At 66.6% G+C, this 23,319-nt stretch carries 19 protein-coding genes; 10 read left to right on the forward strand and 9 right to left on the reverse strand.

Going from position 1 to position 23,319, the window contains the following annotated elements; all coding sequences use genetic code 11:
- The 5 genes from V9K84_RS17640 (at position 1) to V9K84_RS17660 (ending at position 5,671) form a co-directional block, all read left to right on the forward strand.
- Positions 1-675, forward strand: coding sequence for a heavy metal response regulator transcription factor (locus tag V9K84_RS17640; protein ID WP_043864394.1), 675 nt, complete (start codon positions 1-3; stop codon positions 673-675).
- Positions 650-2,032, forward strand: a complete 1,383-nt coding sequence (locus V9K84_RS17645) for a heavy metal sensor histidine kinase (RefSeq protein ID WP_088515288.1) — start codon at positions 650-652, stop codon at positions 2,030-2,032. Before V9K84_RS17640 ends, V9K84_RS17645 begins: the two co-directional genes overlap by 26 nt.
- Before the next feature lie 208 nt (positions 2,033-2,240).
- Positions 2,241-2,462, forward strand: a complete 222-nt coding sequence (locus V9K84_RS17650; RefSeq protein WP_043864392.1) for a hypothetical protein — start codon at positions 2,241-2,243, stop codon at positions 2,460-2,462.
- A 255-nt stretch (positions 2,463-2,717) separates the two neighbouring features.
- Positions 2,718-3,992 (forward strand): OprD family porin, encoded by a 1,275-nt coding sequence (locus tag V9K84_RS17655; RefSeq protein WP_231390716.1) that lies wholly within the window; start codon positions 2,718-2,720, stop codon positions 3,990-3,992.
- A gap of 176 nt (positions 3,993-4,168) precedes the next feature.
- Positions 4,169-5,671, forward strand: a complete 1,503-nt coding sequence (locus V9K84_RS17660; RefSeq protein WP_043864390.1) for a sensor domain-containing diguanylate cyclase — start codon at positions 4,169-4,171, stop codon at positions 5,669-5,671.
- Here V9K84_RS17660 and V9K84_RS17665 read toward each other — a convergent pair.
- Positions 5,668-6,144, reverse strand: a complete 477-nt coding sequence (locus tag V9K84_RS17665) for a PA2169 family four-helix-bundle protein (RefSeq protein WP_043864389.1) — start codon at positions 6,142-6,144, stop codon at positions 5,668-5,670. The two genes, V9K84_RS17660 and V9K84_RS17665, sit on opposite strands and share 4 nt — an antisense overlap.
- A 204-nt stretch (positions 6,145-6,348) precedes the next feature.
- Between V9K84_RS17665 and V9K84_RS17670 the strand changes: the two genes are divergently transcribed.
- Positions 6,349-6,579, forward strand: a complete 231-nt coding sequence (locus tag V9K84_RS17670; protein ID WP_043864478.1) for a DUF3820 family protein — start codon at positions 6,349-6,351, stop codon at positions 6,577-6,579.
- Here the strand turns inward: V9K84_RS17670 and V9K84_RS17675 are convergent, their stop codons facing one another.
- From V9K84_RS17675 to ptsP, 3 genes are read right to left on the reverse strand one after another with little or no spacing between them, the layout of a single operon-like run.
- Positions 6,580-8,319, reverse strand: a complete 1,740-nt coding sequence (locus V9K84_RS17675; RefSeq protein WP_088515287.1) for a PTS fructose-like transporter subunit IIB — start codon at positions 8,317-8,319, stop codon at positions 6,580-6,582.
- Positions 8,316-9,272 carry a 1-phosphofructokinase gene (gene pfkB / locus V9K84_RS17680; protein WP_088515286.1) on the reverse strand — a complete coding sequence of 319 codons (957 nt, stop codon included), beginning with the start codon at positions 9,270-9,272 and terminating at the stop codon, positions 8,316-8,318. Before pfkB ends, V9K84_RS17675 begins: the two co-directional genes overlap by 4 nt.
- On the reverse strand, positions 9,272-12,130 hold the full coding sequence (gene ptsP / locus V9K84_RS17685) for a phosphoenolpyruvate--protein phosphotransferase (RefSeq protein WP_088515285.1): 2,859 nt from the start codon (positions 12,128-12,130) through the stop codon (positions 9,272-9,274). The genes pfkB and ptsP overlap by 1 nt, the downstream gene beginning before the upstream one ends.
- A 284-nt stretch (positions 12,131-12,414) precedes the next feature.
- Between ptsP and cra the strand changes: the two genes are divergently transcribed.
- The gene (gene cra, locus V9K84_RS17690) at positions 12,415-13,410 is read left to right on the forward strand and encodes a catabolite repressor/activator (protein ID WP_043864385.1); all 996 of its coding nucleotides are present in this window, start codon (positions 12,415-12,417) and stop codon (positions 13,408-13,410) included.
- Between the two features lie 2 nt (positions 13,411-13,412).
- On the forward strand, positions 13,413-14,189 hold the full coding sequence (locus V9K84_RS17695) for a TatD family hydrolase (RefSeq protein ID WP_088515284.1): 777 nt from the start codon (positions 13,413-13,415) through the stop codon (positions 14,187-14,189).
- 41 nt (positions 14,190-14,230) lie between these two features.
- On the opposite strand, the gene V9K84_RS17700 is transcribed toward V9K84_RS17695, so the two are convergent.
- The 4 genes from V9K84_RS17700 to V9K84_RS17715 form a co-directional block, all read right to left on the reverse strand.
- On the reverse strand, positions 14,231-16,249 hold the full coding sequence (locus V9K84_RS17700) for a methyl-accepting chemotaxis protein (protein WP_088515283.1): 2,019 nt from the start codon (positions 16,247-16,249) through the stop codon (positions 14,231-14,233).
- A 180-nt stretch (positions 16,250-16,429) separates the two neighbouring features.
- A complete protein-coding gene (ampE, locus tag V9K84_RS17705; RefSeq protein WP_088515282.1) occupies positions 16,430-17,263 on the reverse strand; it encodes a regulatory signaling modulator protein AmpE in 834 nt (277 codons plus the stop codon).
- Entirely contained in the window at positions 17,260-17,820 is a 561-nt protein-coding gene (gene ampD / locus V9K84_RS17710; RefSeq protein WP_088515281.1) for a 1,6-anhydro-N-acetylmuramyl-L-alanine amidase AmpD, read from the reverse strand. The genes ampE and ampD overlap by 4 nt, the downstream gene beginning before the upstream one ends.
- Before the next feature lie 79 nt (positions 17,821-17,899).
- The gene (locus V9K84_RS17715; RefSeq protein ID WP_088515280.1) at positions 17,900-20,074 is read right to left on the reverse strand and encodes a DUF1631 domain-containing protein; all 2,175 of its coding nucleotides are present in this window, start codon (positions 20,072-20,074) and stop codon (positions 17,900-17,902) included.
- Between the two features lie 249 nt (positions 20,075-20,323).
- Here V9K84_RS17715 and nadC point away from each other — a divergent pair, with 249 nt between their 5' ends.
- On the forward strand, positions 20,324-21,172 hold the full coding sequence (nadC, locus tag V9K84_RS17720; RefSeq protein WP_054916277.1) for a carboxylating nicotinate-nucleotide diphosphorylase: 849 nt from the start codon (positions 20,324-20,326) through the stop codon (positions 21,170-21,172).
- 79 nt (positions 21,173-21,251) lie between these two features.
- Here nadC and trxB read toward each other — a convergent pair whose 3' ends face one another.
- A complete protein-coding gene (trxB, locus tag V9K84_RS17725; RefSeq protein ID WP_043864378.1) occupies positions 21,252-22,214 on the reverse strand; it encodes a thioredoxin-disulfide reductase in 963 nt (320 codons plus the stop codon).
- Between the two features lie 336 nt (positions 22,215-22,550).
- Between trxB and cysZ the strand changes: the two genes are divergently transcribed.
- A complete protein-coding gene (cysZ, locus tag V9K84_RS17730; protein ID WP_054916276.1) occupies positions 22,551-23,279 on the forward strand; it encodes a sulfate transporter CysZ in 729 nt (242 codons plus the stop codon).
- The last annotated feature ends 40 nt before the right edge of the window (positions 23,280-23,319 follow it).

Below are 23,319 nucleotides of genomic sequence, written 5' to 3' on the forward strand. Positions count from 1 at the left end.
ATGCGCGTGCTGATTATCGAAGACGAACAGAAGACCGCCGACTACCTGCATCGCGGCCTCACCGAACAAGGCTTTACCGTGGACCTCGCCCCGGACGGCATCGAGGGCCTGCACCTGGCCCTCGAGGGCGACTACTCGGTGATCGTGCTCGACGTGATGCTGCCGGGCCTGGATGGCTACGGCGTACTGCGCGCCCTGCGTGCACGCAAGCAGACGCCGGTGATCATGCTCACCGCCCGCGAGCGCGTCGAAGACCGCATCCGCGGCCTGCGCGAAGGCGCCGACGACTACCTGGGCAAGCCGTTCTCGTTCCTCGAACTGGTGGCGCGCCTGCAGGCGCTGACCCGCCGCAGCGGCGGGCACGAGCCGGTGCAGATCCAGGTCGCGGACCTGTGGGTGGACCTGATCAGCCGCAAGGCCAGCCGCGCCGGCCAGCGCCTGGAACTGACCGCCAAGGAGTTCTCGCTGCTCAGCGTGCTGGCGCGCCGCCAGGGCGAGATCCTGTCCAAGACCGCGATTGCCGAGCTGGTGTGGGACATCAACTTCGACAGCGACGCCAACGTGGTGGAGGTCGCCATCAAGCGCCTGCGCGCCAAGCTCGACGGCCCGTTCGAGACCAAGCTGCTGCACACCATCCGAGGCATGGGCTATGTACTGGAAAGCCGTGCGCACTAACTCCATCGCCCTGCGCCTGAGCCTGCTGTTCAGCCTGGTGGCGCTGGGCGTGTTCCTGCTGATCGGCGGTGCCCTGTACAAACAGGTCGACCGCAGCCTCGACCTGCTGCCGGAGGCCGAACTGGACGCCCGCTACAGCGTGCTGGAATCGGCGCTGACCCGCTATGGCACCCGGGAGCACTGGGCCAAGATCACCAACAAGCTCAACCTGCTGAGCGAGGAAGACCGGCGTATCCGCTTCTGGGTGGTAAGTGGCGACGCGCACTACGAGTACGGCCAGCCCGACGCCGCGATACGCGACTTTGCCGCCGGCCCGCTGGGCATGCGCGACCTGCAGCTGGAGGGCCGGCCGTACCCGTACAAGGTGCTGGTGAGCGAGCTGCCGGCGCTGGACCGGCGCCCTGCCCTGCGCTTTCTGCTCGGCATCGATACCGAAACCTTCTGGCACACCCAGCACACCCTGCTGGGGGCATTGATCAGCCTGGCGGTGATCGGCGTGCTGCTGGCCTCGGCCCTGGGCTACTGGGCCGCGCGCATCGGCCTGCGCCCGCTGCGGGCGCTGTCGGCCGAGGCCCAGCAACTGGCGCCACCGCACCTGAGCGCACGCCTGTATGCGGCCGACCTGCCGCCAGAGCTGCAACAGTTCGCCGGCACCTTCAATGCCACCCTGGAGCGGGTCGAGCAGGCCTATTCACGCCTGGAGGGGTTCAATGCCGACGTGGCCCATGAGCTGCGCTCGCCCCTGACCAACCTGATCGGCCAGACCCAGGTGGCGCTGACCCGCGGTCGCAGCGCCGAACATTACTTCGAGGTACTGCAATCGAACCTGGAGGAACTGGAGCGGCTGCGCAGCATCGTCAACGACATGCTGTTCCTGGCCAGTGCCGACCAGGGCAACAAGGCCACAGCGCTGACCAGCAGCTCGCTGGCCGAGGAAGTGGCGACCACCCTGGACTACCTGGACTACATCCTCGAGGACGCCCAGGTACGGGTGCAGGTCAGCGGCGATGCACGGGCGCGCATCGAGAAGGCGCAGTTGCGCCGGGCGCTGATCAACCTGCTCAACAATGCGGTGCAGCACACGGCCCGCCAGCAGGTGATCCAGGTGCATATCGAGCGTCAGGGCGAGCAGGTATGCATTGCCGTGAGCAACCCGGGCCCGGCCATCGAGGCCGTGCACCTGCCTCGCCTGTTCGAGCGCTTCTACCGGGTGGATGCCGCGCGCAGCAACAGCGCCGTGGGCAACCATGGGCTGGGGCTGGCGATCGTCAAGGCGATTGCGCTGATGCATGGTGGCAGCGTGTTTGCCCGCAGCCAGGCGGGGGCCAATACCTTCGGGATTCTGTTGCCGGCCTGAAGCCCCCATCGCGGGTCAAGCCCGCTCCCACAAGGGCCAGCGAACACCCTGTGGGAGCGGGCTTGACCCGCGATGGGCTAAACGCTTTGCTCGACTGTTGCCCGGAATGCAACAGTGCATTGCCCAATCCCCTCTGTTTCAACCCCCCACCGAGGACTATCGTACCCACACCAAATAGATAGCTTGCTATGCAAGAAGGTAGCTTCAAATGTCCAACAGTATGGGTATTGCCAGTATTTTCGTCCTGTCGTCCGTATTGCTCTCGCCCCTGGCCATGGCCGAGGAGTCCCCTGCTTTCGTGGCGCAGTATGCCGCCCGCGCCGCTGCCGCGCAGCAAGGCCGCGAAGCCCTCGCCCAGCAGCAGGACCACGCCAAAAACCTGGAGCAGACCGCGTCCAAAGGTTCTGCGAGTGCCGACAAAGACAGCTGATACGCTGCCTCTGCCTCTCTCCTATTCCCTCGACTGCTGCGCTGGCGACGTGTTCGCCTGCGTGGCCGTCTTTCAAAGCCGCTGCTATCAGCGGCTTTTTTTTGGCCTGGGCAAAAGGTTCTGCGGCCAGAGATGTGTCCTCACAAGAAAACACCGCTTCGCACAATAAAAAGCTGCATCCCTCACCTCAAGGAGTCCACACCGGTGATCCACGCGTTTCGCTTGACCCCGCTGTTCGTTGCGCTGGCTGCAACGATGCCCCTGCACGCCCAGGCCGACGAGGCCGAAGGCTTCGTCGAAGGTGCGCACCTCGACGTGCTCAGCCGCAACTACTACCTCAACCGCAACCAGCTGCAGCGCGGCAACCACGACAACCGTGAATGGGGCCAGGGCTTCATCGGCAAGTTCGAGTCCGGGTTCACCCAGGGCACCGTGGGCTTTGGTCTGGATGCCCATGCCATGCTCGGCCTCAAGCTGGACGGCGGTGGCGGTACGGCGGGTTCGAGCATCCTGCCCTACCACTACAAGGACGATGGCGAACTGGGCAAGGCCCCGGATTCGTTCTCCAATGCCGGCGCTGCCATCAAGCTCAAGGCCTTCGACACCGTACTGCGTGCCGGCGACCTGTTCCTGACCAACCCGGTGATCGCCGGTGGCGAGACGCGCATGCTGCCGCAGACCTTCCGCGGCGTCAGCCTGACCAACAACAGCATCGACGGGCTGCAACTGGAAGGCGGCCAGGCCAGCTTCACCAAGCTCTACAACCAGAGCGGCCACAAGCGCATCGGCGCTACCTACGGCAACCTGCCAGATGACCGCGAAAGCCGTCACCTGAACTGGGCCGGCGCAGCCTGGGCACCGGTCGAAGGTTTTACCAGCAGCCTGTACGCCGCCGAACTCAAGGACGTGTGGAACCAGTACTACCTGGACCTGGACTACACCTGGCAGCTCGCCGACGGCGTCAGCCTCAACCCCGGCCTGCACTACTACCACACCCAGGACACCGGCGATGCGCTGCTGGGCAGCATCGACAACAACACCTACAGCCTGCACCTGGCGCTCGGCGTGGGTAACCACACCGTCACTGCGGTGTACCAGCGGGTCAACGGCAACACGCCGTTCGACTACATCACCCTGGGCGACAGCGTGTACCTGGACAACTCGCAGATGTACTCGGACTTCAACGGGCCTGGCGAGCGTTCGTGGAAACTCAAGTACGCCTATGACTTCGCCGGCGTCGGCATGCCCGGCCTGACAACCGCCGTGTCGTACTCGCGCGGCAAGCTGGACCTGAGCAAGGTCGACCCGGCCAGCGCCGGCTACAGCAACTGGTACAGCGCCGACGGTGACAATGCCCGCCACTGGGAACGCGACATGGACCTGGCCTACGTGTTCCAGCAAGGTTCCCTCAAGGACCTCAGCGTACTGCTGCGCTGGGCCTCGCACCGTGGCAGCCAGGGCTACGCCCAGGTCGACAACGATGTGGACGAATACCGCGTGATCGTCGAATACCCGCTCAACGTCTTCTGATCCCACCGCCATGCGCCAAAGAGCTTGCAGGATGCAGGCTCTTTTCCTGCAAATAGCCCCAAGATGCCGTACATCAATCGGCACCAGCAACAGCTTGTCCGACAATCTGCACCCGCCTAGAATACCGCCGCCTCGCACCTGCCCTTTCAACGACAGCGGTACGAATCACCTCCATCATGCCTTCGCGCCTTCCGCCCCAGCGCCCGACCCTGTACAGGACTCATCCGGAGTTGATCCTTAACCTGGGCAGTTGCCTGGCGGTTCTGGCCATCATCACCATCGTGACCTTCCTGCTGGTACGCGAAAAAGCCAACGTGGGCCAGGCGGCCGCACGCTCGGCCAGCAATATCGTGCAGTTGATCGATACCGACATCGTGCGCAACGTCGAGCTCTACGACCTGTCGCTGCACGGACTGATCTGGGCCATCCAGCGCCCTGAGCTGGCCAGCGTGGCCGCGCCGCTGCGCCAGCAATTGCTGTTCAACCAGGCCTTCACCGTGCCGTTACGCGGCGACATCCTGTGGCTGGACCGCAACGGCAACGTGGCGGCCGACTCCACCAGCGTGGTGCCACGCAGCGCCAACTTTGCCGACAGCAGGGTGTTCCAGGCCCATCGCGACAACCCGGGCCTGGGCCTGGTCATCAGCCCGCCATTCAAGGCACGCCTGGGCGAGCTGGACTGGTGCATCAGTTTCAGCCGGCGCATCAACGATGCCGATGGGGCCTTCGCCGGTATCGCGTCAGGCGCCCTGCGCCTGGCCTACTTCAGCGAGCTGTTCCAGCGCCTGGACATCGGCCGCGACAGCAGCGTCAACCTGTTCAACAGCGACGGCGTGATGCTCGCCCGCCACCCTTCGCTGCCCAGCGACCCGCTGATCGGCGCCGACCTGTCCGAGCAGCCCAACTTCAAGCGCGCAATGGCCCAGGGCAACGGCAGCTTCACCGCGCGCTCGAGCCTGGACGGCAAGCATCGCCTGTACACCTTTTCACGGGTGGACGACCTGCCGCTGCTGGTGGTGGTGGCCTTGTCCACCGACGAGGTCTATGGCTCGTGGCGGCGCACCGCACTGGTGGTCAGTATCGCTACCGGCCTGTTGTGCATCGGCATCCTCTGGCTGTCGTTGCTGCTGGGGCGCGAATTGCGCAGGCGCCACAGCGCCGAGCAGGGCCTGGCCGAACTGGCAGCCACCGATAGCCTCACGGGGCTGGCCAACCGCCGTCAGCTCGACCAGGTACTGCGCCGCGAATGGGCGCGTGCCCAGCGCAGCCAGCGCCCGCTGGCGGTACTGATGGTGGATGTGGACCACTTCAAGGCGTTCAATGAACGCCACGGTCACCAAGGCGGAGACGAAGCGCTACGCCAGGTGGCGACGACGATCGCGCACAGCATTCGCCGCCCGGCGGACCTGGCCGCGCGATATGGCGGGGAGGAATTTCTGGTGATCGTGCCCGAGACCGACCTCAACGGCGTGCTGACCCTGGCCGAACGTATCCGCAGCAGCGTCGAGGCACTGCCGCCGTTCGGCGACGACCAGCACCCGGTGACCGTCAGCATTGGCGTGGGCCTGCAGACGCCAGAAGCCCAGCAGGATCTTTCGACCTTGCTGGGCTGTGCGGACGATGCGCTGTATTGCGCCAAGCGCAACGGGCGCAACCGGGTAGAGGTGTACGCCGGTTAGGAACGTGCGCGGGCCGCGTCGCGCAGCACCTTGACCTGGTCATGGTTGCGCTGCACGCCATGGTACTGGCGCTCGACCAGGGCATATGCCGGGTCACTTGCCGGTACATTCAGCTTGGCCAGTTTTTCCAGGGCATCCTTGTAGGCTTTGAGGGCGTGGTCTTCACCGCGCTCCACTTCTTCCAGCACCGCCTTGTCGTCGTTGCTGGTCAGCGAGGACTTGAGGTTGACCCAGGCGCGGTGCATGTCACCGCTGAGGCTGGTGGTGGTTTCCGGGTCGCCGCCCAGGGAACGCACGTGCTGCTGCAGATCTGCGGCGGCGCTACGGCATTCGCCTTCACGCTGCAGGAAGAACGCCTTCAGGTCCGGGTTCTTGGCATCCTCGGCAGAAGTCTTGAAGCCCTTCTCGCCATCCTTGCTGTACTCGATGAGGTTGTTCAGAACCGAAATAACGTCTTTGTTCACGTTGGTCATGACAGTGCTCCTTTGCATGAGGGTGGTTGCGTAGTACAGGAGCAGTGTTCATGCCAGCTTTTCGATAAAAATTAAATCTTTATAAATCAACGATTTATAAAAATTTTGAACCTTCCCCAAGCAGCGTTTTGCATGAACGGACCTTTGGTCTCGTGCAGATTGCATGTATTGTCGGGGCCTTTCCTGCACTGCTGCGCCGAGCCCATGACTCCCGAGACACTCGAACTGCTGGTCACCCGCGAAATGCCCTATGGCAAGTACCAGGGCCGGCTGATCGCCGACCTGCCCGGCCACTACCTCAACTGGTTCGCCCGCCAGGGCTTTCCCAAGGGCGAACTGGGCGGGCTGCTGGCGCTGATGCACGAGGTCGACCACAACGGCCTGGCCGACCTGCTCGAACCGCTGCGCAAGAAGCACCCGCGCCCTCGCCCCTGATCAGGCCTTGGCCGGCTCCAGTGCCAGCTCGGCCACGTCCCTGCGCTTGAGCACCGCGTACACCACAGCGGTCAGCAGGCTGCCGGCGGCGATGGCCAGCAGGTACAGCAGGGCGTGGTTGATCGCGTTGGGAATCAGCATCACGAACAGCCCGCCGTGGGGCGACATCAGCTTGCAACCGAAATACATCGACAGCGCGCCGGCCAGTGCGCCGCCGACCACGCTGGCGGGGATCACCCGCAGCGGGTCCTTGGCCGCGAACGGGATCGCCCCCTCCGAAATGAAGCACATGCCCAGCACCAGCGCCGCCTTGCCGGCCTCGCGCTCGCTCTGGGCAAACTTGCGTCGCGCCAGGAAGGTGGCGATGCCCAGGCCGATCGGCGGCACCATGCCGGCGGCCATGGTCGCGGCCATCGGCGCCATGCTCTGGTTGGCCAGCAGGCCCACCGAGAAGGCATAGGCGGCCTTGTTCACCGGCCCGCCCAGGTCCACGCACATCATGGCGCCGAGCAGTATGCCCAGCAGCACCGCGTTGGCAGTGCCCATGCTGTCGAGAAAATGCGTCAGGCCATCGAGCATGCCGGCCACCGGCTTGCCCACCACGTAGATCATCACCAGGCCGGTGAACAGGCTGGCCAGCAGCGGGATGATCAGGATCGGCTTGAGACTCTCCAGGCTGCTGGGCAGGCGGACCCAGTGGCTGATCGCCTTGGCCGCGTAGCCGGCCACGAAGCCTGCGACGATGCCGCCGATGAAGCCGGCGCCCAGCGAACTGGCGAGCAGCCCGCCGATCATGCCCGGCGCCAGGCCCGGGCGGTCGGCAATCGAATAGGCGATGTAGCCGGCCAGCAGCGGCACCATCAGCTTGAATGCGGCGTCTTCGCCGATCTGGCGCAGGGCGGCGGCCAGGGTGCCCGGCTCCTTGTAGGCATCGAGCCCGAACATGTATGCCAGGGCGATCAGCAACCCGCCTGCCACCACCATCGGCAACATGAACGACACCCCAGTCAGCAGGTGCTTGTACACCCCAGCCCTTTCACTGCGTGCAGGTGCGGTGCCGGCGCTGCCGGCGGCACGCTCTTCGCGACCTTCGGCCAGCGCCTTGTTCAAGGTGGCCTGGGCCTGCTTGAGGGCCACGCCGGTGCCACAGCGGTAGATGCGCTTGCCGGCGAAGCGCTCGGTGGGCACTTCGATATCGGCGGCCAGCAGTACCACGTCGGCTTCGGCGATGGCCGCGGCGCTCAGCGGGGTGCGTGCCCCCACCGAGCCCTGGGTTTCGACGGCCAGTTGATAACCCAGTTGCCGCGCCGCCTGCTGCAAGGCTTCGGCGGCCATGAAGGTGTGCGCCACCCCGGTGGGGCAGGCAGTGACCGCAACGATCTTCTTCACCGCCCCCGCTGCGGCCGGCGCAGGCGCCACGGCTTCGGGGTGGTGCACCTGGGCCTGTTCGGCGGCCAGGCGCAGAAAGCTCTCCACATCCTGCAGGGCCTGGGCCGGAGTGCTCTGGAACAGGCGCTTGCCGGCAAAGCGCTGCAGGTCGAACGGGCCGGTGCTGATCACCAGCACCCAGTCGGCGGCGGCGATCACTGCCGGCGAAAGCTGGCGCTCGGGATGGTCGGGATCGTGCACCTCGACACTGGTGCTCCAGCCCTGGCGCTGCGCGGCCGCATCCAGCAGGCGCGCGCTGAGCAGGCTGGACACCTGGCCGTTGGGGCAGGCGGTGACGATGGCGATCTTCATTGTTCACCCTCTTGTCGAGCGTGGGGAATCTGCACCCGGACGGCATCTTCGAGCTGCGCCAGTTGCACGCGGTCGCCGATGCCGAAGCCGATCTGGGTCACGGCCTGGGCGGCAATCGCGGTGGCACGGCGCAAGGTCTGCGCGGCAGGCTCGGCATTGAGCAGGCCGTGCAGCATGCCGGCCAGCAACGAATCGCCCGCGCCCACCGTGCTGGCCACCACCACCTGGGGCGGCAGCGCCTGCAGGGCGCCGTCGCGCCGGAACCAGATCACCCCCTGCTCGCCCTGGGACACCACCACATGCTCGACGCCCTGGTCGATCAACTGGCGGGCAGCGGCCTGCTGCTCGGCAATGCTGTGCAGCGGGCGGCCCAGCGCTTCGGCCAGTTCGTCGGTATTGGGCTTGACCAGCCACGGCGCGCTCTTGAGCCCGGCGATCAAGGCCGCACCACTGCTGTCCAGGATCACCTTCAGGCCCAGCGACTTGAACCACGCCAGCAGCATCTGCAGCCACTGCGGGCTCACACCCGGCGGCAGGCTGCCGGCCACCACCACCGCGTCATGCCCGCTGGCCAGGTGCTGCAGGCGTGCCAGCAGCTCGCCCTGGGCGTTTTCGTCGACCTGCGGGCCCACGCCGTTGATATCGGTGACCCGGCCATCGCCCTCCACCAGCTTGAGATTGCTGCGGGTTTCGCCGGGCACCCGCACGAAGCAATCGGCAAAGCCGCGACGGGCCATCAGGGCCTCGAAGGGCTGCAGGTTGTCCTGGCCCAGGAAGCCGCCCACCGTCACCGAATGCCCCAGGTCGGCCAGCACCTGCGCCACGTTCAGGCCCTTGCCCGCCGCGTGGCTGTGCTGCGCGTGGCTGCGGTTGACCGCGCCGGGCTGCAGGGTGGCGAGGCTGACGGTGAGGTCCAGCGCCGGGTTGAGGGTCAGTGTGAGTATCCGTGCCATCAATGCATCTCCACCCGTGCGCGCACATCGGCGGCACTGCCCTGCACCAGCGCATCACGCGCCAGTTGCCGGGCCTGTTCAAAATTCAGTTCGCGCACCACCGCCTTGACCTCGGCAATGCTGCGCGCCGCCACGCTCAGTTCATCCACGCCCAGCCCCACCAGCACCGCCACCGCCTGAGGGTCGGCGGCCAGTTCCCCGCAGATGCCCACCCACTTGCCGTGGGCATGCGCGGCGCGCACGGTGATGTCGATCAGCTGCAGCACCGCCGGGTGCAGGCCATCGGCCTGGGCCGACAGGCTCGGGTGGCCGCGGTCGATGGCCAGGGTGTACTGGGTCAGGTCGTTGGTGCCGACGCTGAAGAAGTCCACCTCCGGCGCCAGCACCGGTGCCAGCAGCGCGGCCGAAGGCACCTCGATCATGATGCCCACCTGCAGGTCGCCGACCGGTATCTCCTGGCGCAGGCGCTCGACCATTGCTCGGGCCTGGCGCCACTCCTCCACCTGCCCGACCATCGGGAACATGATGCGCAGCGGTCGCTCGCCCGCCGCGCGCAACAGGGCGCGCAACTGGCTTTCCATGACCTGCGGCCGTTGCAGGGTCAGGCGAATGCCGCGTACCCCCAGAAACGGGTTTTCCTCCTTGGCGATGGGCCAGTAGGGCAACGGCTTGTCGCCGCCCACATCCAGGGTGCGCACCACCAGCGGCCGGCCCTGCAGGCCGTCGAGCACACGGCGGTACTCGGCTTCCTGGGTGGCCTCGTCGGGCACCTGTGGATGGGCCATGAAGATCAGCTCGGTGCGCAGCAGGCCGATGCCTTCCGCGCCCAGGTCGATCACCTGTTCGATACCCGCGCTTTCACCGATGTTGGCGAACACTTCCACGGCATGGCCGTCGCGGGTCACGGCAGGTTCCAGGCGACGCGCCCGGGCCGCCTGCAGGCGCTGTTCGCGCTGCTCGCGCTCGGCCAGGGCGCGCTGCAGCTCATCCGCCGCCGGGGCCACGGTCAGACGCCCACGCTGGCCGTCCAGCAACAGCTCGGTGCCGGCGGCGATCAGCAGCACCGCCGCGCCGGCCCCCACCACCGCCGGGATGCCCAATGCCCGCGCCACGATCGCGCTGTGCGCGGTGGCGCCACCGCGTGCGGTGAGAATCCCGGCCACCCGCGCCGGGTCGAGGCGCGCCACATCGGACGGGCCGACTTCGTCCATCACCAGCACATAGGGCTGTTGCGGCTCCGCCACCTCGGCGGCCCCGCACAGGGTGGCCAGCACACGGCGGCCCACGTCGCGCAGGTCGGCGGCGCGTTCGGCCAGCAGGGCGTCGTGCAAGGCCTCCTGCTGCCGCGCTGCGGCCTCGATCACGGTCATCCAGGCCGCTGGGGCGCTTTCGCCCTGAAGCAGACGCAGCTCGACTTCATCGCCCAGCCCCGGGTCGCTGAGCATTTCCTGGTGAGTGACGAAGATCTCGCGGATGGCCTTGGCCGGGCTGCGCCGGATCAGCGCTTCGAGCTCACTGGCCACGGCGGCCAGGGCACGTTGCAGGCGGTCGCGCTCGATCACCGGCGACTCGCCCCGCAGCGGGTAGTCGAAATGGCGCAGCACCTGCACATGCGCCGGGCCGCAGGCGATGCCCGGCGATGCGGCCACGCCCTGGACCTGCGTGCCCGGCAGCGGCGCGCTCAGCACCGGCTCGAGCACCTGGGGCGCCGCTACCTCGCTCACCGGCGCCAGCGCCTCGACCGCTTCGCCCAGGCCGGCCTGCACCGCCGCCAGCAACGCCGGCAGCGCGCTGTCGGCCACCCTAGGCTCGGCGATGAACTCCAGTACCTGGCCACGGCGTGCGCCCAGGCTCAACAACTTGCTCAGGCTCTTGACCGACACGGCGGCCTCGCCGCTGTCGACCACGCGCACGCGCACCTCGCCCTCGAAGGCCTTGGCCAGTTGCGCCAGCTCCTTGGCCGGGCGCGCATGCAGGCCGTGGGCATTGGCCAGGCCGACGCGAACGCTGGGCCAGTCGGCCGGCAGCTCGCCGCCCAGCACCTCCAGCACCGCACGGCTGCTGGTAGCGCGAAACAGCTCCTGCGCCCGACCTTCGATCAGCAGGGTACACAAGCGTTCGAGCAGGGCCTGATGCGCCGCGCCCAGGCTGGCCAGGCAGAACAGGCCGTTGAGCGGCTGGCCCAGGTAGCGCAGCGGCTGCTGCGGGGTGACGAACGCCAGGCCCGGCTTGCGCACGGTCTGCTCGCTGTGCAGCCACCACAGGCCATCGCCCAGGGGTAGCGCCTCGACCTGCTGCAGCACGGCGGCAAAGCCATTGCCGGCGCAATCGGCGCGGCGCAGCAGGCGGGCGCCACGCCATACCAGCTCTTCGAAATCCTCGGCGGGCACACCCAGGCCGATCATCTGTGCATCCAGTGCCAGCTCCTGCGGCGCCCCCTGCAGCAGTTTGAGCAACGCCTCGGCGCTGCCGGCCCGGCGCAGCGCCTGGGCCAGGTCGGTCTCGCCCAGCGCGCGGGTGAGCAATTGCAGCAGGCGCAGGTGCTCGTCGGAGCGCGCGGCGATGCCGATGGCCAGGTACACGATCTGCCCGTCGCCCCAGTCCACGCCCTCGGGGAACTGCAACAGGCGCACGCCGGTGGCATGCACCAGCTCGCGGGTCTGCGGGGTACCGTGGGGGATGGCGATGCCCTGGCCGAGAAAGGTCGAGCCCTGGGCTTCACGCGCCTGCAGCCCGGCCAGGTAGCCCTCGGCCACCAGCCCGTCGGCCACCAGGCGCTCGGCCAGCAGCTGCAGCGCGGCAGTCTTGTCCACGGCCGACTGGCCCATGGAAATCTGCTCTATGGTGAGCTCGAGCATGAACCTCTCCTTTGCAGCGCCGGGCCGGCGCCGAGGTATTGTTGTGAATTTAGCAGCACCCGACACGTCGCAGGGCCGGGCGCAGGCGAAGGCCACGGCAGAAAAATCGCCTGCTGAATCGTTTAACCTAGAATAGCGTGCACGTTACTCGATAACCTGCGAACAATGAAAGCCCCATTTTGTCGGACAATTGCGACAATGGTCGTCTGCGCCGATGCTTCGCAATCGGCGACAATACCCGGTCAGGCTCTGCAGCCAACCCCGGTAATAACAAGGAAAATTCGGTGAAACTCAGCGATATCGCCCGTCTGGCCGGTGTGTCCGTTACCACTGCCAGTTATGTCATCAATGGCAAGGCCGAACAGCAACGCATCAGCAGCAGCACGGTAGAGCGTGTGCGTGCGGTGGTCGAGGCCCATGGCTTCACGCCCAACCCGCAGGCGGCCGGGCTGCGCAGCCGTCACACGCGCACCCTTGGCTTCATCCTGCCAGACCTGGAAAACCCCAGCTATGCGCGCATCGCCAAGCAACTGGAACAAGGCGCAAGGGCCCAGGGCTACCAGCTGCTGATCGCCAGCAGCGACGACCAGCCCGACAGCGAGCGCCAGTTGCAGCAGCTGTTTCGCGCACGGCGCTGCGACGCCCTGTTCGTCGCCAGCTGCCTGCCCGAAGACGACGACAGCTACCGCACGCTGCAGGCCAACGGCCTGCCGATCATCGGCATCGACCGCAGCCTGGACCCGGCGCAGTTCTGCTCGGTGGTCAGCGACGACGAGCATGCCTGCCTGCACCTGACCCGCAGCCTGCTCGAAAGCGCCCCGGCGCATATCGCACTGATTGGCGCACGCCCGGAGCTGAGCGTCAGCCGCGCTCGCGCACGTGGTTTCGACCAGGCCCTGCAAGGCTTCGACGGACGGGCCAGCCAGCACCAGGGCGAAGCCTTCAGCCGCGAGTGCGGGCGCCGCCTGATGAGCGAGCTGCTGGCCGACCTGGGGCGCCTGCCCGACGCACTGGTGACCACCTCCTATGTACTGCTGCAAGGCGTGTTCGATGTGCTGCAGACCCGCCCGCCAGCATCGCGCAGCCTGCACCTGGGCACCTTCGGTGACAACCAGTTGCTGGACTTCCTGCCCCTGCCGGTCAACGCCATGGCCCAGCAGCACGGCCTGATGGCCGAAACCGCCCTGCGCCTGGCGCTGGAGGCGGTGGAGAAGCAGCACTACACGCCGGGTGTGCACGCAGTGGCGCGCACCTTCAAGCAACGCCTCTTCAAGGCCTGACCATGCACCTGGTAGACACCCACACCCACCTGGACTTCCCCGACTTCGATGCCGACCGCAGCGAAGTGCTGGGGCAGGCGCGCCGCGCCGGGGTCGAGCGCATGGTGGTGCTGGGGGTGTACCAGGACAACTGGCAGCGGGTATGGGAGCTGGTCAAGAGCGATCCGCAGCTGTATGCGGCGTTCGGCCTGCACCCGGTGTACCTGGAACAGCATCGTCCGGAACACCTGCTGGCGCTGGGCGACTGGCTGAGCCGCCTGCGTGGCGACCGGCAGCTGTGCGCGGTGGGCGAGTTCGGCCTGGACTACTACGTGGCCGAGCTGGACCGCGAGCGCCAGCAGGCGCTGTTCGAGGCCCAGTTGCAGCTGGCGGCGGACTTCGACCTGCCGGCGCTGCTGCATGTACGGCGCAGCCACGCCGACGTGATCGCCCGGCTCAAGCGCTTCAAGCTGGCGCGTGGCGGCATCGTGCATGCGTTTGCCGGCAGCTACGAGGAGGCCCGCGAGTACCGCCGCCTCGGGTTCAGGCTGGGGCTGGGCGGTGCGGCCACCTGGCCCCAGGCGCTGCGCCTGCGCAAGGTGCTGCCACGCCTGGGGCTGGACGGCGTGGTGCTGGAGACCGACTCGCCGGACATGGCCCCGGCGATGTACGCCGGGGTGCGCAACAGCCCTGTGCACCTGCCGCAGATTGCCGTGGCACTGGCTGAGGTGATGGGGGTTGCGCCCCAGGTGCTGGCCGAAGCCAGCACGCGCAATGCCTGCGAGCTGTTTGGCTGGTAATACCGGCCCTGCGCCTTGCCGGCGAAGGGCCCAGCCCTCGCTCAGACCCTGAACGCCCCGATCAACTGCTTCAACTCCATCACCTGCGCCGACAGTTGCCGGCTCGCATCTTCGGTCTGGTGCGCGCCCTCGGTGGTGTGCTCGGCCGCGCGGTTGATCTGCACGATGTTCAGGTCGATGTCATGCGCCACCGCCGTCTGCTGCTCCACCGCCGCCGCAATCTGCTGGTTCTGCTCCACGATGCTGCCCATCGCCCCCAGAATGTTGACCAGCGCCTGCTGCACCTGCTGTGACTGTCCCACGGTGCCCGCCGCCATCTGGTGACTGCTGTCCATCGCCCGCACCGCCGCCTCCACCCCACCCTGCAGGCGTGAAATCATCTGGTCGATTTCCTCGGTCGACTGCTGCGTGCGCTTGGCCAGCGTGCGTACCTCGTCGGCCACCACCGCGAAGCCACGCCCCTGCTCCCCGGCCCGCGCCGCCTCGATGGCGGCGTTGAGCGCCAGCAGGTTGGTCTGCCCGGCGATGCTCTTGATCACCTCCAGCACCTGGCTGATCTGCTGGCTGTCGCTGACCAGCTGGTTGATCACCCCCACCGACTGGTCGATTTCGGCCGCCAGCCCGGCAATGCTGCCCTGCTGCGACTCCACCAGCTCGCGCCCGCTGACCGTCTCGCGGTTGACCCCGTGGGCGCTGTTCACGGCTGCCGCAGCGCTGCGCGCCACTTCCTGGGCAGTGGCCGACATCTGGTTCATGGCCGTGGCCACCTGCTCGATCTGCCCGCGCTGGCCGCTCACCGCCTGGTTGCTGCGCGCCGATACCGCATGCACCTGCTCGGCCTGGTGTTCCACCTCGGCCACCGTCTGCCCGACCCGCTCGATCAGGTCATGGATGCGCCGCACCGTGGTGTTGAACACCTCGCCCAGCTCGCCCAGCTCGTCGCGACTGCGGGCCTGGAAGGTCACCGTCATGTCGCCACCGGCCACCTTGTCCATCACCTTGCCCAGGGTACGCAGGGTGCTGCGGGTGGAGGCGTAGAAGCCGCCATACAGGTAGCCGATCAGCATGAACACCGCCGCCAGGGCCAGCACCAGCAGCACCATGTGCTGGCGGTAGTTGCCCAGGCGCGCCTGCAACTGCTGTTCGAGTACCTGCAGGGTGGCGCCATTGAGCAGGTAGGTCTGCTCGATCAGGCCGCTGACCTGCTGGTAGAACGCCGGCCATGGCGCATCGAGGGTATCGGCCATCACTACCTGGTCTTCGAGCAGCTCGCTGGCCTGCTTGAGCGACGCCTGGCTGCTGGCGGCCTGGCTGGCCAGCCGCGGCTCGTCGCCCAGGGCGTCCTGCAGGCGAATGGCGTAGTCGGCCGACAGCTTGTCGAGGCTTTTGAGCAGTTCTTCGAAACGGGTACTGGCCGATGAGTTGAGAAACCCCTGGCCCAGCGAGTAAGCCCCGATTGCCCGGCCTTCACCCAGGGTCTGGGTGACCTGGGCGGTGACCGTGGTCAGCAGCTCGCCCATCTGGCGCACGCCGGCATCGCTGTCCTGGCCAAGGCCCGACTGGCTGACCACCAGCTTGCCAAGCAGCTGCGCCTGCGCCAGCAGGGCGTCGTACAGGGCTGCACGGGTCTGCAGCGAGGAGTCGGCCCGCGCCGCCTCGAGCCCTGCCAGCAACTCGTCGCGCCGGGCGGTGAAGGCCTGCACCTGGGCCGGGTCCTCGGTCATCGGGGCCAGCGCGGCCACGCGCTTTGCCACCTGCTGTTCCAGCGCATCGATGCGCGCCTCCAGGTCGTCGGCCTTGCCGGACTGCCCCAGCACCGCGTTGATCTGCACCAGATTGCCCAGGCTCTCCAGATCACCGCGCACGGCCAGGCTCTCGCTCAGCAGGCCGAGGCTGTGCAGCTCCACACGGGTGGCGTGGAACTTGGCATAGGCGTCGCGCACCAGATAGAAATTGGTGACCAGCATGGGCAGAAAGAACAGCACGCTGATCAGGCTGAACTTCATGCCGAAGCTCAGCCGGTTCATCAATGCGATTGCCGGATACAAGAGGCGCTTCAAGGGTCGTCTCCTTTCGATTTCTTATTGTTTTCTGCGCAATAGCACTAGGCCACTGGCGATCGTCAGCAGCCTCTGTATAGCGCATATCGAAGGGAAGTTTTGTAACTTAAGGTTAACCACACGCGGCGGCGGCCTGTAGGAACGAGCCGCCGTTGCGGCAGCCCGTTTACACGTTGTGAGTCAGCCGAGCACGGTCCACAGGGCAAAGCCCGCGTACCAGAGCACTGCGGCACGCAGCAGCAGTTCCCACAGGCTGTCGAGCCCGGTCAGGCCTTGCGGGCCGGCCTCGACGTCGGCGGGAATCTCCGCCGCTGCCGTGCCCGCCTGCTCCACCAGGCGCGGCGCACCGATGTGCCAGTTGAGCAGTTCGTGCAGCATCATGCGGCTGACCGCCACAAAGTTGCCCACCAGTGCAAAACTGGCGGCCAGTACCCGCACCGGCGCCCAGTCGAAGGCGTGGCGCAACTGCCGGGCGCGTTCCTGTACCGCCGGGTTGCCGGCCCGCTCGCCCGTCAGCGCCAGCAGCCGGTAAGCCAGCGCTGCAGCCGGGCCCAGCAGCACATACCAGAAGATCACCGCAAAGAAGCTCTGGTAGGCCTGCCACAGCAGGTGCCCCTGCACCTTCTGGATCAGGCCCTGGCTGTCGTCGGCCGTCACCCCCAGGTCGCGCTCGGCCACGTGCACGCCCGCCTGTTCATCGCCGCGTCGCCAGGCATCGCGAAACGGCCCCAGCGCCGCCTTCACATCGCCCCGGCCCAGGCTGTAGATCAGCACCAGCAGGTGCACCGGTAGGGCCAGCAGACCATAGGCGACCGGGTCGAGCACGTGCAGCAGAAGCGCCAGTACCACTACTGGCAACAGCACCAGAATGCCCAGCACCCACCAGGGGTCGGCCTTGGGCCTGCGCTCCAGGCGGGCCAGTTCGGTGAGAAAAAAGCCGTCGCGTTGCAGGCGCTGGCGCAGCGCCGAGAACTTCTCGACCCACAGCACCAGCAGTAACACCAGAAAACTCATGATCTGTCCTCGTTGACGTGCAGGCTGGCGTGATAGCGTTCCCAGTCGAACGCCGGCCCCGGGTCGGTCTTGCGCCCCGGCGCAATGTCGCTGTGGCCGCGGATTCGCCCCGCGATGGGCCAGGCAGCCTGCAGTTGCAGGGTCAAGTGTTGCAGGGCAGTGTACTGGGCGTCTGTGAACGGCGTCTGATCGGTGCCTTCGAGTTCGATGCCCACGGAAAAGTCGTTGCAGCCCTCGCGGCCCTCGAAGCGCGATACCCCGGCATGCCAGGCCCGGTCCAGGCACGAGACGAACTGGGTGACCCTGCCGTCACGCTCGATCAGAAAGTGCGCCGATACACGCAGGTCCTTGATCTGCTCGAAAAACGCATGCTCGGCGATGGGCAGGCGGTTCTGGAAGAACGCCTGCACCTTGCCGGTGCCGAACTGCCCGGGCGGCAGGCTGATGTTGTGGATCACCAGCAGGCTGATGGCTTCGCCCTCGGGGCGCGCGTTGAAGTTGGGGGAAGGGCAATGGGTGACGCCAGCGACCCAGCCAGTAGCGTGGTCAAGTTGCATAGAAGATCCTGAAGCATGAGGGCTCTGGCGCAGTATGCCCCGAGGAATCGACGGTTGTATCGTTAAAAAGTGCGGGCGCTCAGGGTTGGCGCTGGCGCAGTTGGCTGACCACCGAACCCAGTGCACGTTCGAACAGCTGGGTGGCATCGAGCAGGCGTACCTGGCCCTGGCTCAACGCCCCGGCAAGCCCCTGCTGCGACCATTCGCGCAGCTTGCGCCCGGTACGGTCGACGAACACATAGGTGTGGGTACTGTCGATGATCGCGATCAGCTTGCCGCGCACCGGCTCGTCATCCTCGTCGCGCAGCTCGATCCAGGCCCCCGGGCGCAGGTCGCGCACCTGGTGCAGCGCCGGGTCGTCGTCGGGCAGGCTGGAGCACAGCCCGCCCGCCACCACCGACTCCGGCCCCAGCAGTACGATGCGGTCACGCACCAGCACCCGCTCGATACGCGCCTGGCCGGGGTGCCCTGCCCCTTCCACAGCCTGCAGGTGCAGCGCTTCGAGCTGGGCGAAGAACTCGCTGGTGGCAAAGGGGTCGTAGGCAACCCGGGTCAACCCCTCGCGCAGGGCCTTGAGCAGGCCCGGCACCTGCTCCAGCAGCCGAGCACGGTCGTCGCCTGTGTGTGACTCGACGCTCCAGAGCAACAGGTCCATGTTGGCCAGCGCGTCCTGCCACTGGGTCGAACCCCGCCCATGCTTGAGGCAGGCCAGCAGCAGCACCTGGCTCCAGGCCTGCTCGATCACCCGTACCACGCCTTGCGGCAGGCACTTGCCGAGCAGGCGCAGGTTGAGTTCGCTTTCAACCTGCTGGCGCGCCAGCACGGTGCGTGCCCGGCCCTCTTCGGCATCGCGGGTGCGCTGTTCGAGCAACTCGGTACGGCGGCGCTCATCGGCACTGAAAGCAAGGAACTCGGCCAGCAGCTCGGCGAAGATCTGCGGGTCGTCGGCAAAATCGGTGAGCAGGCGCTGCACGATGGCCTCGACCCGCAGGTACAGCTCGTCGCGCTGCACGTCATCACGCGCGCCCCAGCCCATCGCCACTGCGGCAATCTCGTCGAGCAGGCGGCGCGCCGGGTGGGTGGCGCGGCTGAAGAAGCTCTTGTCGAGCAGCGCCACCTTGAGCATCGGGATCTGCAGGCGTGCGATCAACTGGCGCAGCGAATGCGGCAGGTTGCGATCGCCGAGGATGAAGTCGAAGAGCATGGCGATCAGGTTGATCACATCCTCATCGATCACCTCGACCCTGCGGTACTTGCCGCTTTGCACGCTGGCCCGGGTCAGCAGTTGCTCCAGCTGGTGGCGCAGGTCGAAGTCCTGCACCTCCCCCGCTGCCGGCACGAACTGCTGCAGGTGCGAGAGCAGGCGCAGCAGGTCCTGCCTGCTGATCGGCTGCACCCGGTCATAGGGCTCCAGGCGCGGGGCCACCCGACCGCGCACCGGAGACAACAGCACCTGCAGCGAGGCGAAGGCGGCCTGCGCCCCGGCATCGGCCATCAGCGGGGCTGGCTTGACCTCCGGATCGCCGGCCGGGTGCGCCGGTTCGGCCGCCGGGGTGCGCCAGCCCGGCGCGCTCTTGAGGTCGGGCAGGATCCCGGTGGCGCTCAACAGCTGGTTGGCTTCGCCGTACAACTGGCCGACGTCGCACAGCACGTAACGCTCGAACAGCTTGAGCAGTATCAGCTTGACCTTGATGCCCACGCCCAGGCTGCGCCCGGCCTGCAGAAAGTACTCGCACAGCAGCGCCGGCCCCAGCGGGTTGGCGCGATCGTCCAGGCGCTGGCTGATCAGGCTGTTCATGCGCAGGGTCAGCTGGCCGAGGGCGAAACCGTCACGCGTGGCCACGCGGGCCACCATCGTCTCCACGGCCTGGGCCCGCTCACGCGCATCGTCGGCCATCAGCGCCTGCCTGTCGTAGCCACGGCGCGCCAACGGCGCGGTCGGGTCGTTGCCGGCAATATCGATGAAGGCGTCATAGAACAGGTCGAGGAAGGCACGCTCGATGCTCTTGCGCTTGAGGCGCAGGTCGCGCATCGCTTCGAAGAACAGGCTGCGGTCATGGTTGTCGGCGGCCGTGTCGGCCATTTCGAAGAGCGTGTCGTCGGCGTTGTCGAACAGCCCCTGCAGCGCCTGGCGCAGGTGCTGCGCTGCCTTGTCGCGCACTTGCAGCAGGATGACCGGCAGACGAGCGAACGGCGTGCGTGACGCCTGATCGGTGGCCGCCTTGAACGGCACCACCTTCCCGTCATTGGGCATCCCGGTCTCCTTGCTGGGTTGGCTACGAAGTGGATTGAATGGCTGTCAAAGTCATGACGCCAATTACAAGGCGCGCATTATCTGGCAAAAACGCGCGGCCTGCCAGCGAACTGTGCAGTACGTTTCGGCCAGCCTGTGGATAGACCGCCATGGGGCGCAAATGCTCATTTGCTGCGACCAAAGGCGGATTGCTGCACGCCCGCCCCGGGCTGCCCTATAATCGCGGCCACCTAGCTTGTGGAGCCCACCATGCCGAATCTACGCCTCGCCGACCTGACCGCCGAAATCGAAGCCAACGTGCGCCGTGCGTTGCTCGAGGATGTCGGCAGCGGCGACATCACCGCCCAGCTGATTCCTGCCGAGCGCCTGGCCAAGGCCACCATCATTACCCGCGACGACTGCGTGATCAGCGGCACGGCCTGGGTGGACGCGGTGTTTCGTCAGCTCGACCCGCGGGTGGCGGTGCACTGGCAGGTCAAGGACGGCGACCGGGCCACGGCCAACCAGGCACTGTTCCACCTGGAAGGGCCGGCCCGCTCGCTGCTGACCGGCGAGCGCAGCGCGCTGAACTTTTTGCAGCTGCTGTCGGGGGTGGCCACCCATGCGCGGCACCTGGCCGACCTGGTGACCGATACCCAGGTCAAGCTGCTGGATACGCGCAAGACCCTGCCGGGCCTGCGCCTGGCGCAGAAGTACGCAGTGACCTGCGGCGGCTGCCACAATCATCGCATCGGCCTGTACGACGCGTTTCTGATCAAGGAAAACCACATTGCCGCCAGCGGCGGGATTGCCGAAGCGATCGCTGCGGCGCGCCGCATTGCGCCGGGCAAGCCGGTGGAAATCGAGGTGGAGAGCCTGGATGAACTGCAGCAGGCGCTGGAGGCCGGGGCCGACATCGTCATGCTCGACGAGCTGAACCTGGATGAAATGCGCGAGGCGGTGCGCCTCAATGCCGGCAAGGCCAAGCTGGAAGCCAGCGGCGGGATCAGCGAAAGCACGTTGCGCGCAATTGCCGAGACGGGGGTGGACTACATCTCGATCGGGGCAATGACCAAGGATGTGAAGGCAGTGGACCTGTCGATGCGCCTGAGCCTGTAAGAAACATCGCCGGCAAGGCCGGCTCCTACAGGGTTGTGCATGAACCTGTAGGAGCCGGCCTTGCCGGCGAAGGGGCCAATCAGAACGAAGCGTTCTGCAGGCCGTCCAGGTAACGCTCGACATCCAGTGCCGCCATGCAGCCGGCACCGGCCGAGGTGATCGCCTGGCGGTACACGTGGTCGGCCACGTCGCCGGCGGCGAATACGCCCTCGATGCTGGTGGCGGTGGCATTGCCGTCACGCCCGCCGTTGACCACCATGTAGCCATCCTTGAGCGCCAGCTGGCCTTCGAACAGCGAGGTGTTGGGGGTGTGACCGATGGCGATGAACACGCCGTCGACCTTCACTTCATCGAAGCTGCCGTCGTTGTTCTTCAGGCGCGCACCGGTCACACCCATGTTGTCGCCCAGCACCTCGTCCAGAGTGGCGTTGAGCTTGAGCTCGATCTTGCCTTCGGCCACGCGGGCGTGCAGCTTGTCGATCAGGATCTTCTCGGCGCGGAAGGTCTCGCGGCGGTGCACCAGGGTCACCTTGCTGGCGATGTTGGCCAGGTACAGGGCTTCCTCGACGGCAGTGTTGCCACCACCGACCACGGCCACCGGCTTGTTGCGGTAGAAGAACCCGTCACAGGTCGCGCAGGCCGAAACGCCCTTGCCCATGAACGCCTCTTCCGACGGCAGGCCCAGGTAGCGCGCGCTGGCGCCGGTGGCGATGATCAGTGCGTCGCAGGTGTAGGTGGCGCTGTCGCCCTTGAGGGTGAACGGCTTGTTGGCCAGGTCCACGGCGTTGATGTGGTCGAACACCACTTCGGTCTCGAAACGCTCGGCATGCTCCTGCATGCGCTGCATCAGCGCTGGGCCGGTCAGGCCATGTGCATCGCCCGGCCAGTTGTCGACTTCGGTGGTGGTGGTCAGCTGGCCGCCAGCCTGCATGCCGGTGATCAGCAGCGGCTTGAGGTTGGCACGGGCCGCGTACACGGCGGCGCTGTAACCGGCAGGGCCGGAACCGAGAATGATCACTCGCGAATGACGAACTTCAGACATGAAACGCTCCTGTCGAGCTGGCGAGCCAGCCACATGACGCCGGGGGCACCGGCTGGAATAAAAAAGAACCCGCGAAGCACTTGGGGAAGGCTTTTGGCCGCAGGTTCTGGAAACCGTGAAATTGGTGCGACTGTAACGAGGAGGCAGAGATTAAGGAAATATCCTTAGACAATCCACCTTATAGACGACCTCTATTCACCTGCCGAGCACCGGCCGCTTTGCCTATTAAATGATCGACAGGGTTTTGTTACCGGGGGTTGCGCGCATTTCGCCGCGCTTTCGCCCAGGCGTCAAACTCGGTAAGGTCGGCGCGTTTACCACCGCTCGGAGCCTTTTATGCAAGCCCCTGTCCTGTCTGGCCCCCAATACCTGCGCGAGGGCCTGAAACTGGTCCTGAGCCCGGGCCTGCGCCTGTTCGTGCTGCTGCCGCTGGCGGTCAACCTGCTGCTGTTCGTAGGCCTGATCTATTTTGCCGGTCACCAGTTCAGCCTGTGGGTGGACTCGCTGATCCCGACCCTGCCGGGCTGGCTGAGCTTTCTCAACTATGTGCTGTGGCCGCTGTTCGTGGTGCTGGTGGTGCTGATGGTGTTCTTCACCTTCACCATGCTGGCCAACATCATCGCGGCACCGTTCAACGGTTTTCTGGCCGAAAAGGTCGAGGTGGTGGTACGTGGCACCGACCCGTTCCCGGCCTTCAGCTGGGGCGAACTGGCCGCCATGGTGCCGCGCACCCTGAGCCGCGAACTGCGCAAGCTGGGCTACTTCGTGCCGCGCGCCCTGGCGCTGTTCATCCTGTCGTGGATCCCGGTGGTCAACATCGTGGCCGCACCGCTGTGGCTGCTGTTCGGTGTCTGGATGATGGCCATCCAGTACATCGACTACCCGGCAGACAACAACAAGATGAGCTGGCAGGACATGCTCGCCTGGCTGCGTGCCAAGCGCTGGCAGAGCCTGGGCTTTGGCGGCTCGGTGTACCTGGTGCTGCTGATCCCGTTCGTGAACATCGTGATGATGCCTGCCGCCATCGCCGGTGCCACGCTGTTCTGGGTGCGCGAACGCGGCTGACGGTTGCCGGGGCGACGGTGGCGACGGTGCAAGGCCGCCG

The sequence above is a fragment of the Pseudomonas sp. AE27 genome, assembly GCF_037113495.1.
GTDB classification, from domain to species: domain Bacteria; phylum Pseudomonadota; class Gammaproteobacteria; order Pseudomonadales; family Pseudomonadaceae; genus Aquipseudomonas; species Aquipseudomonas palmensis.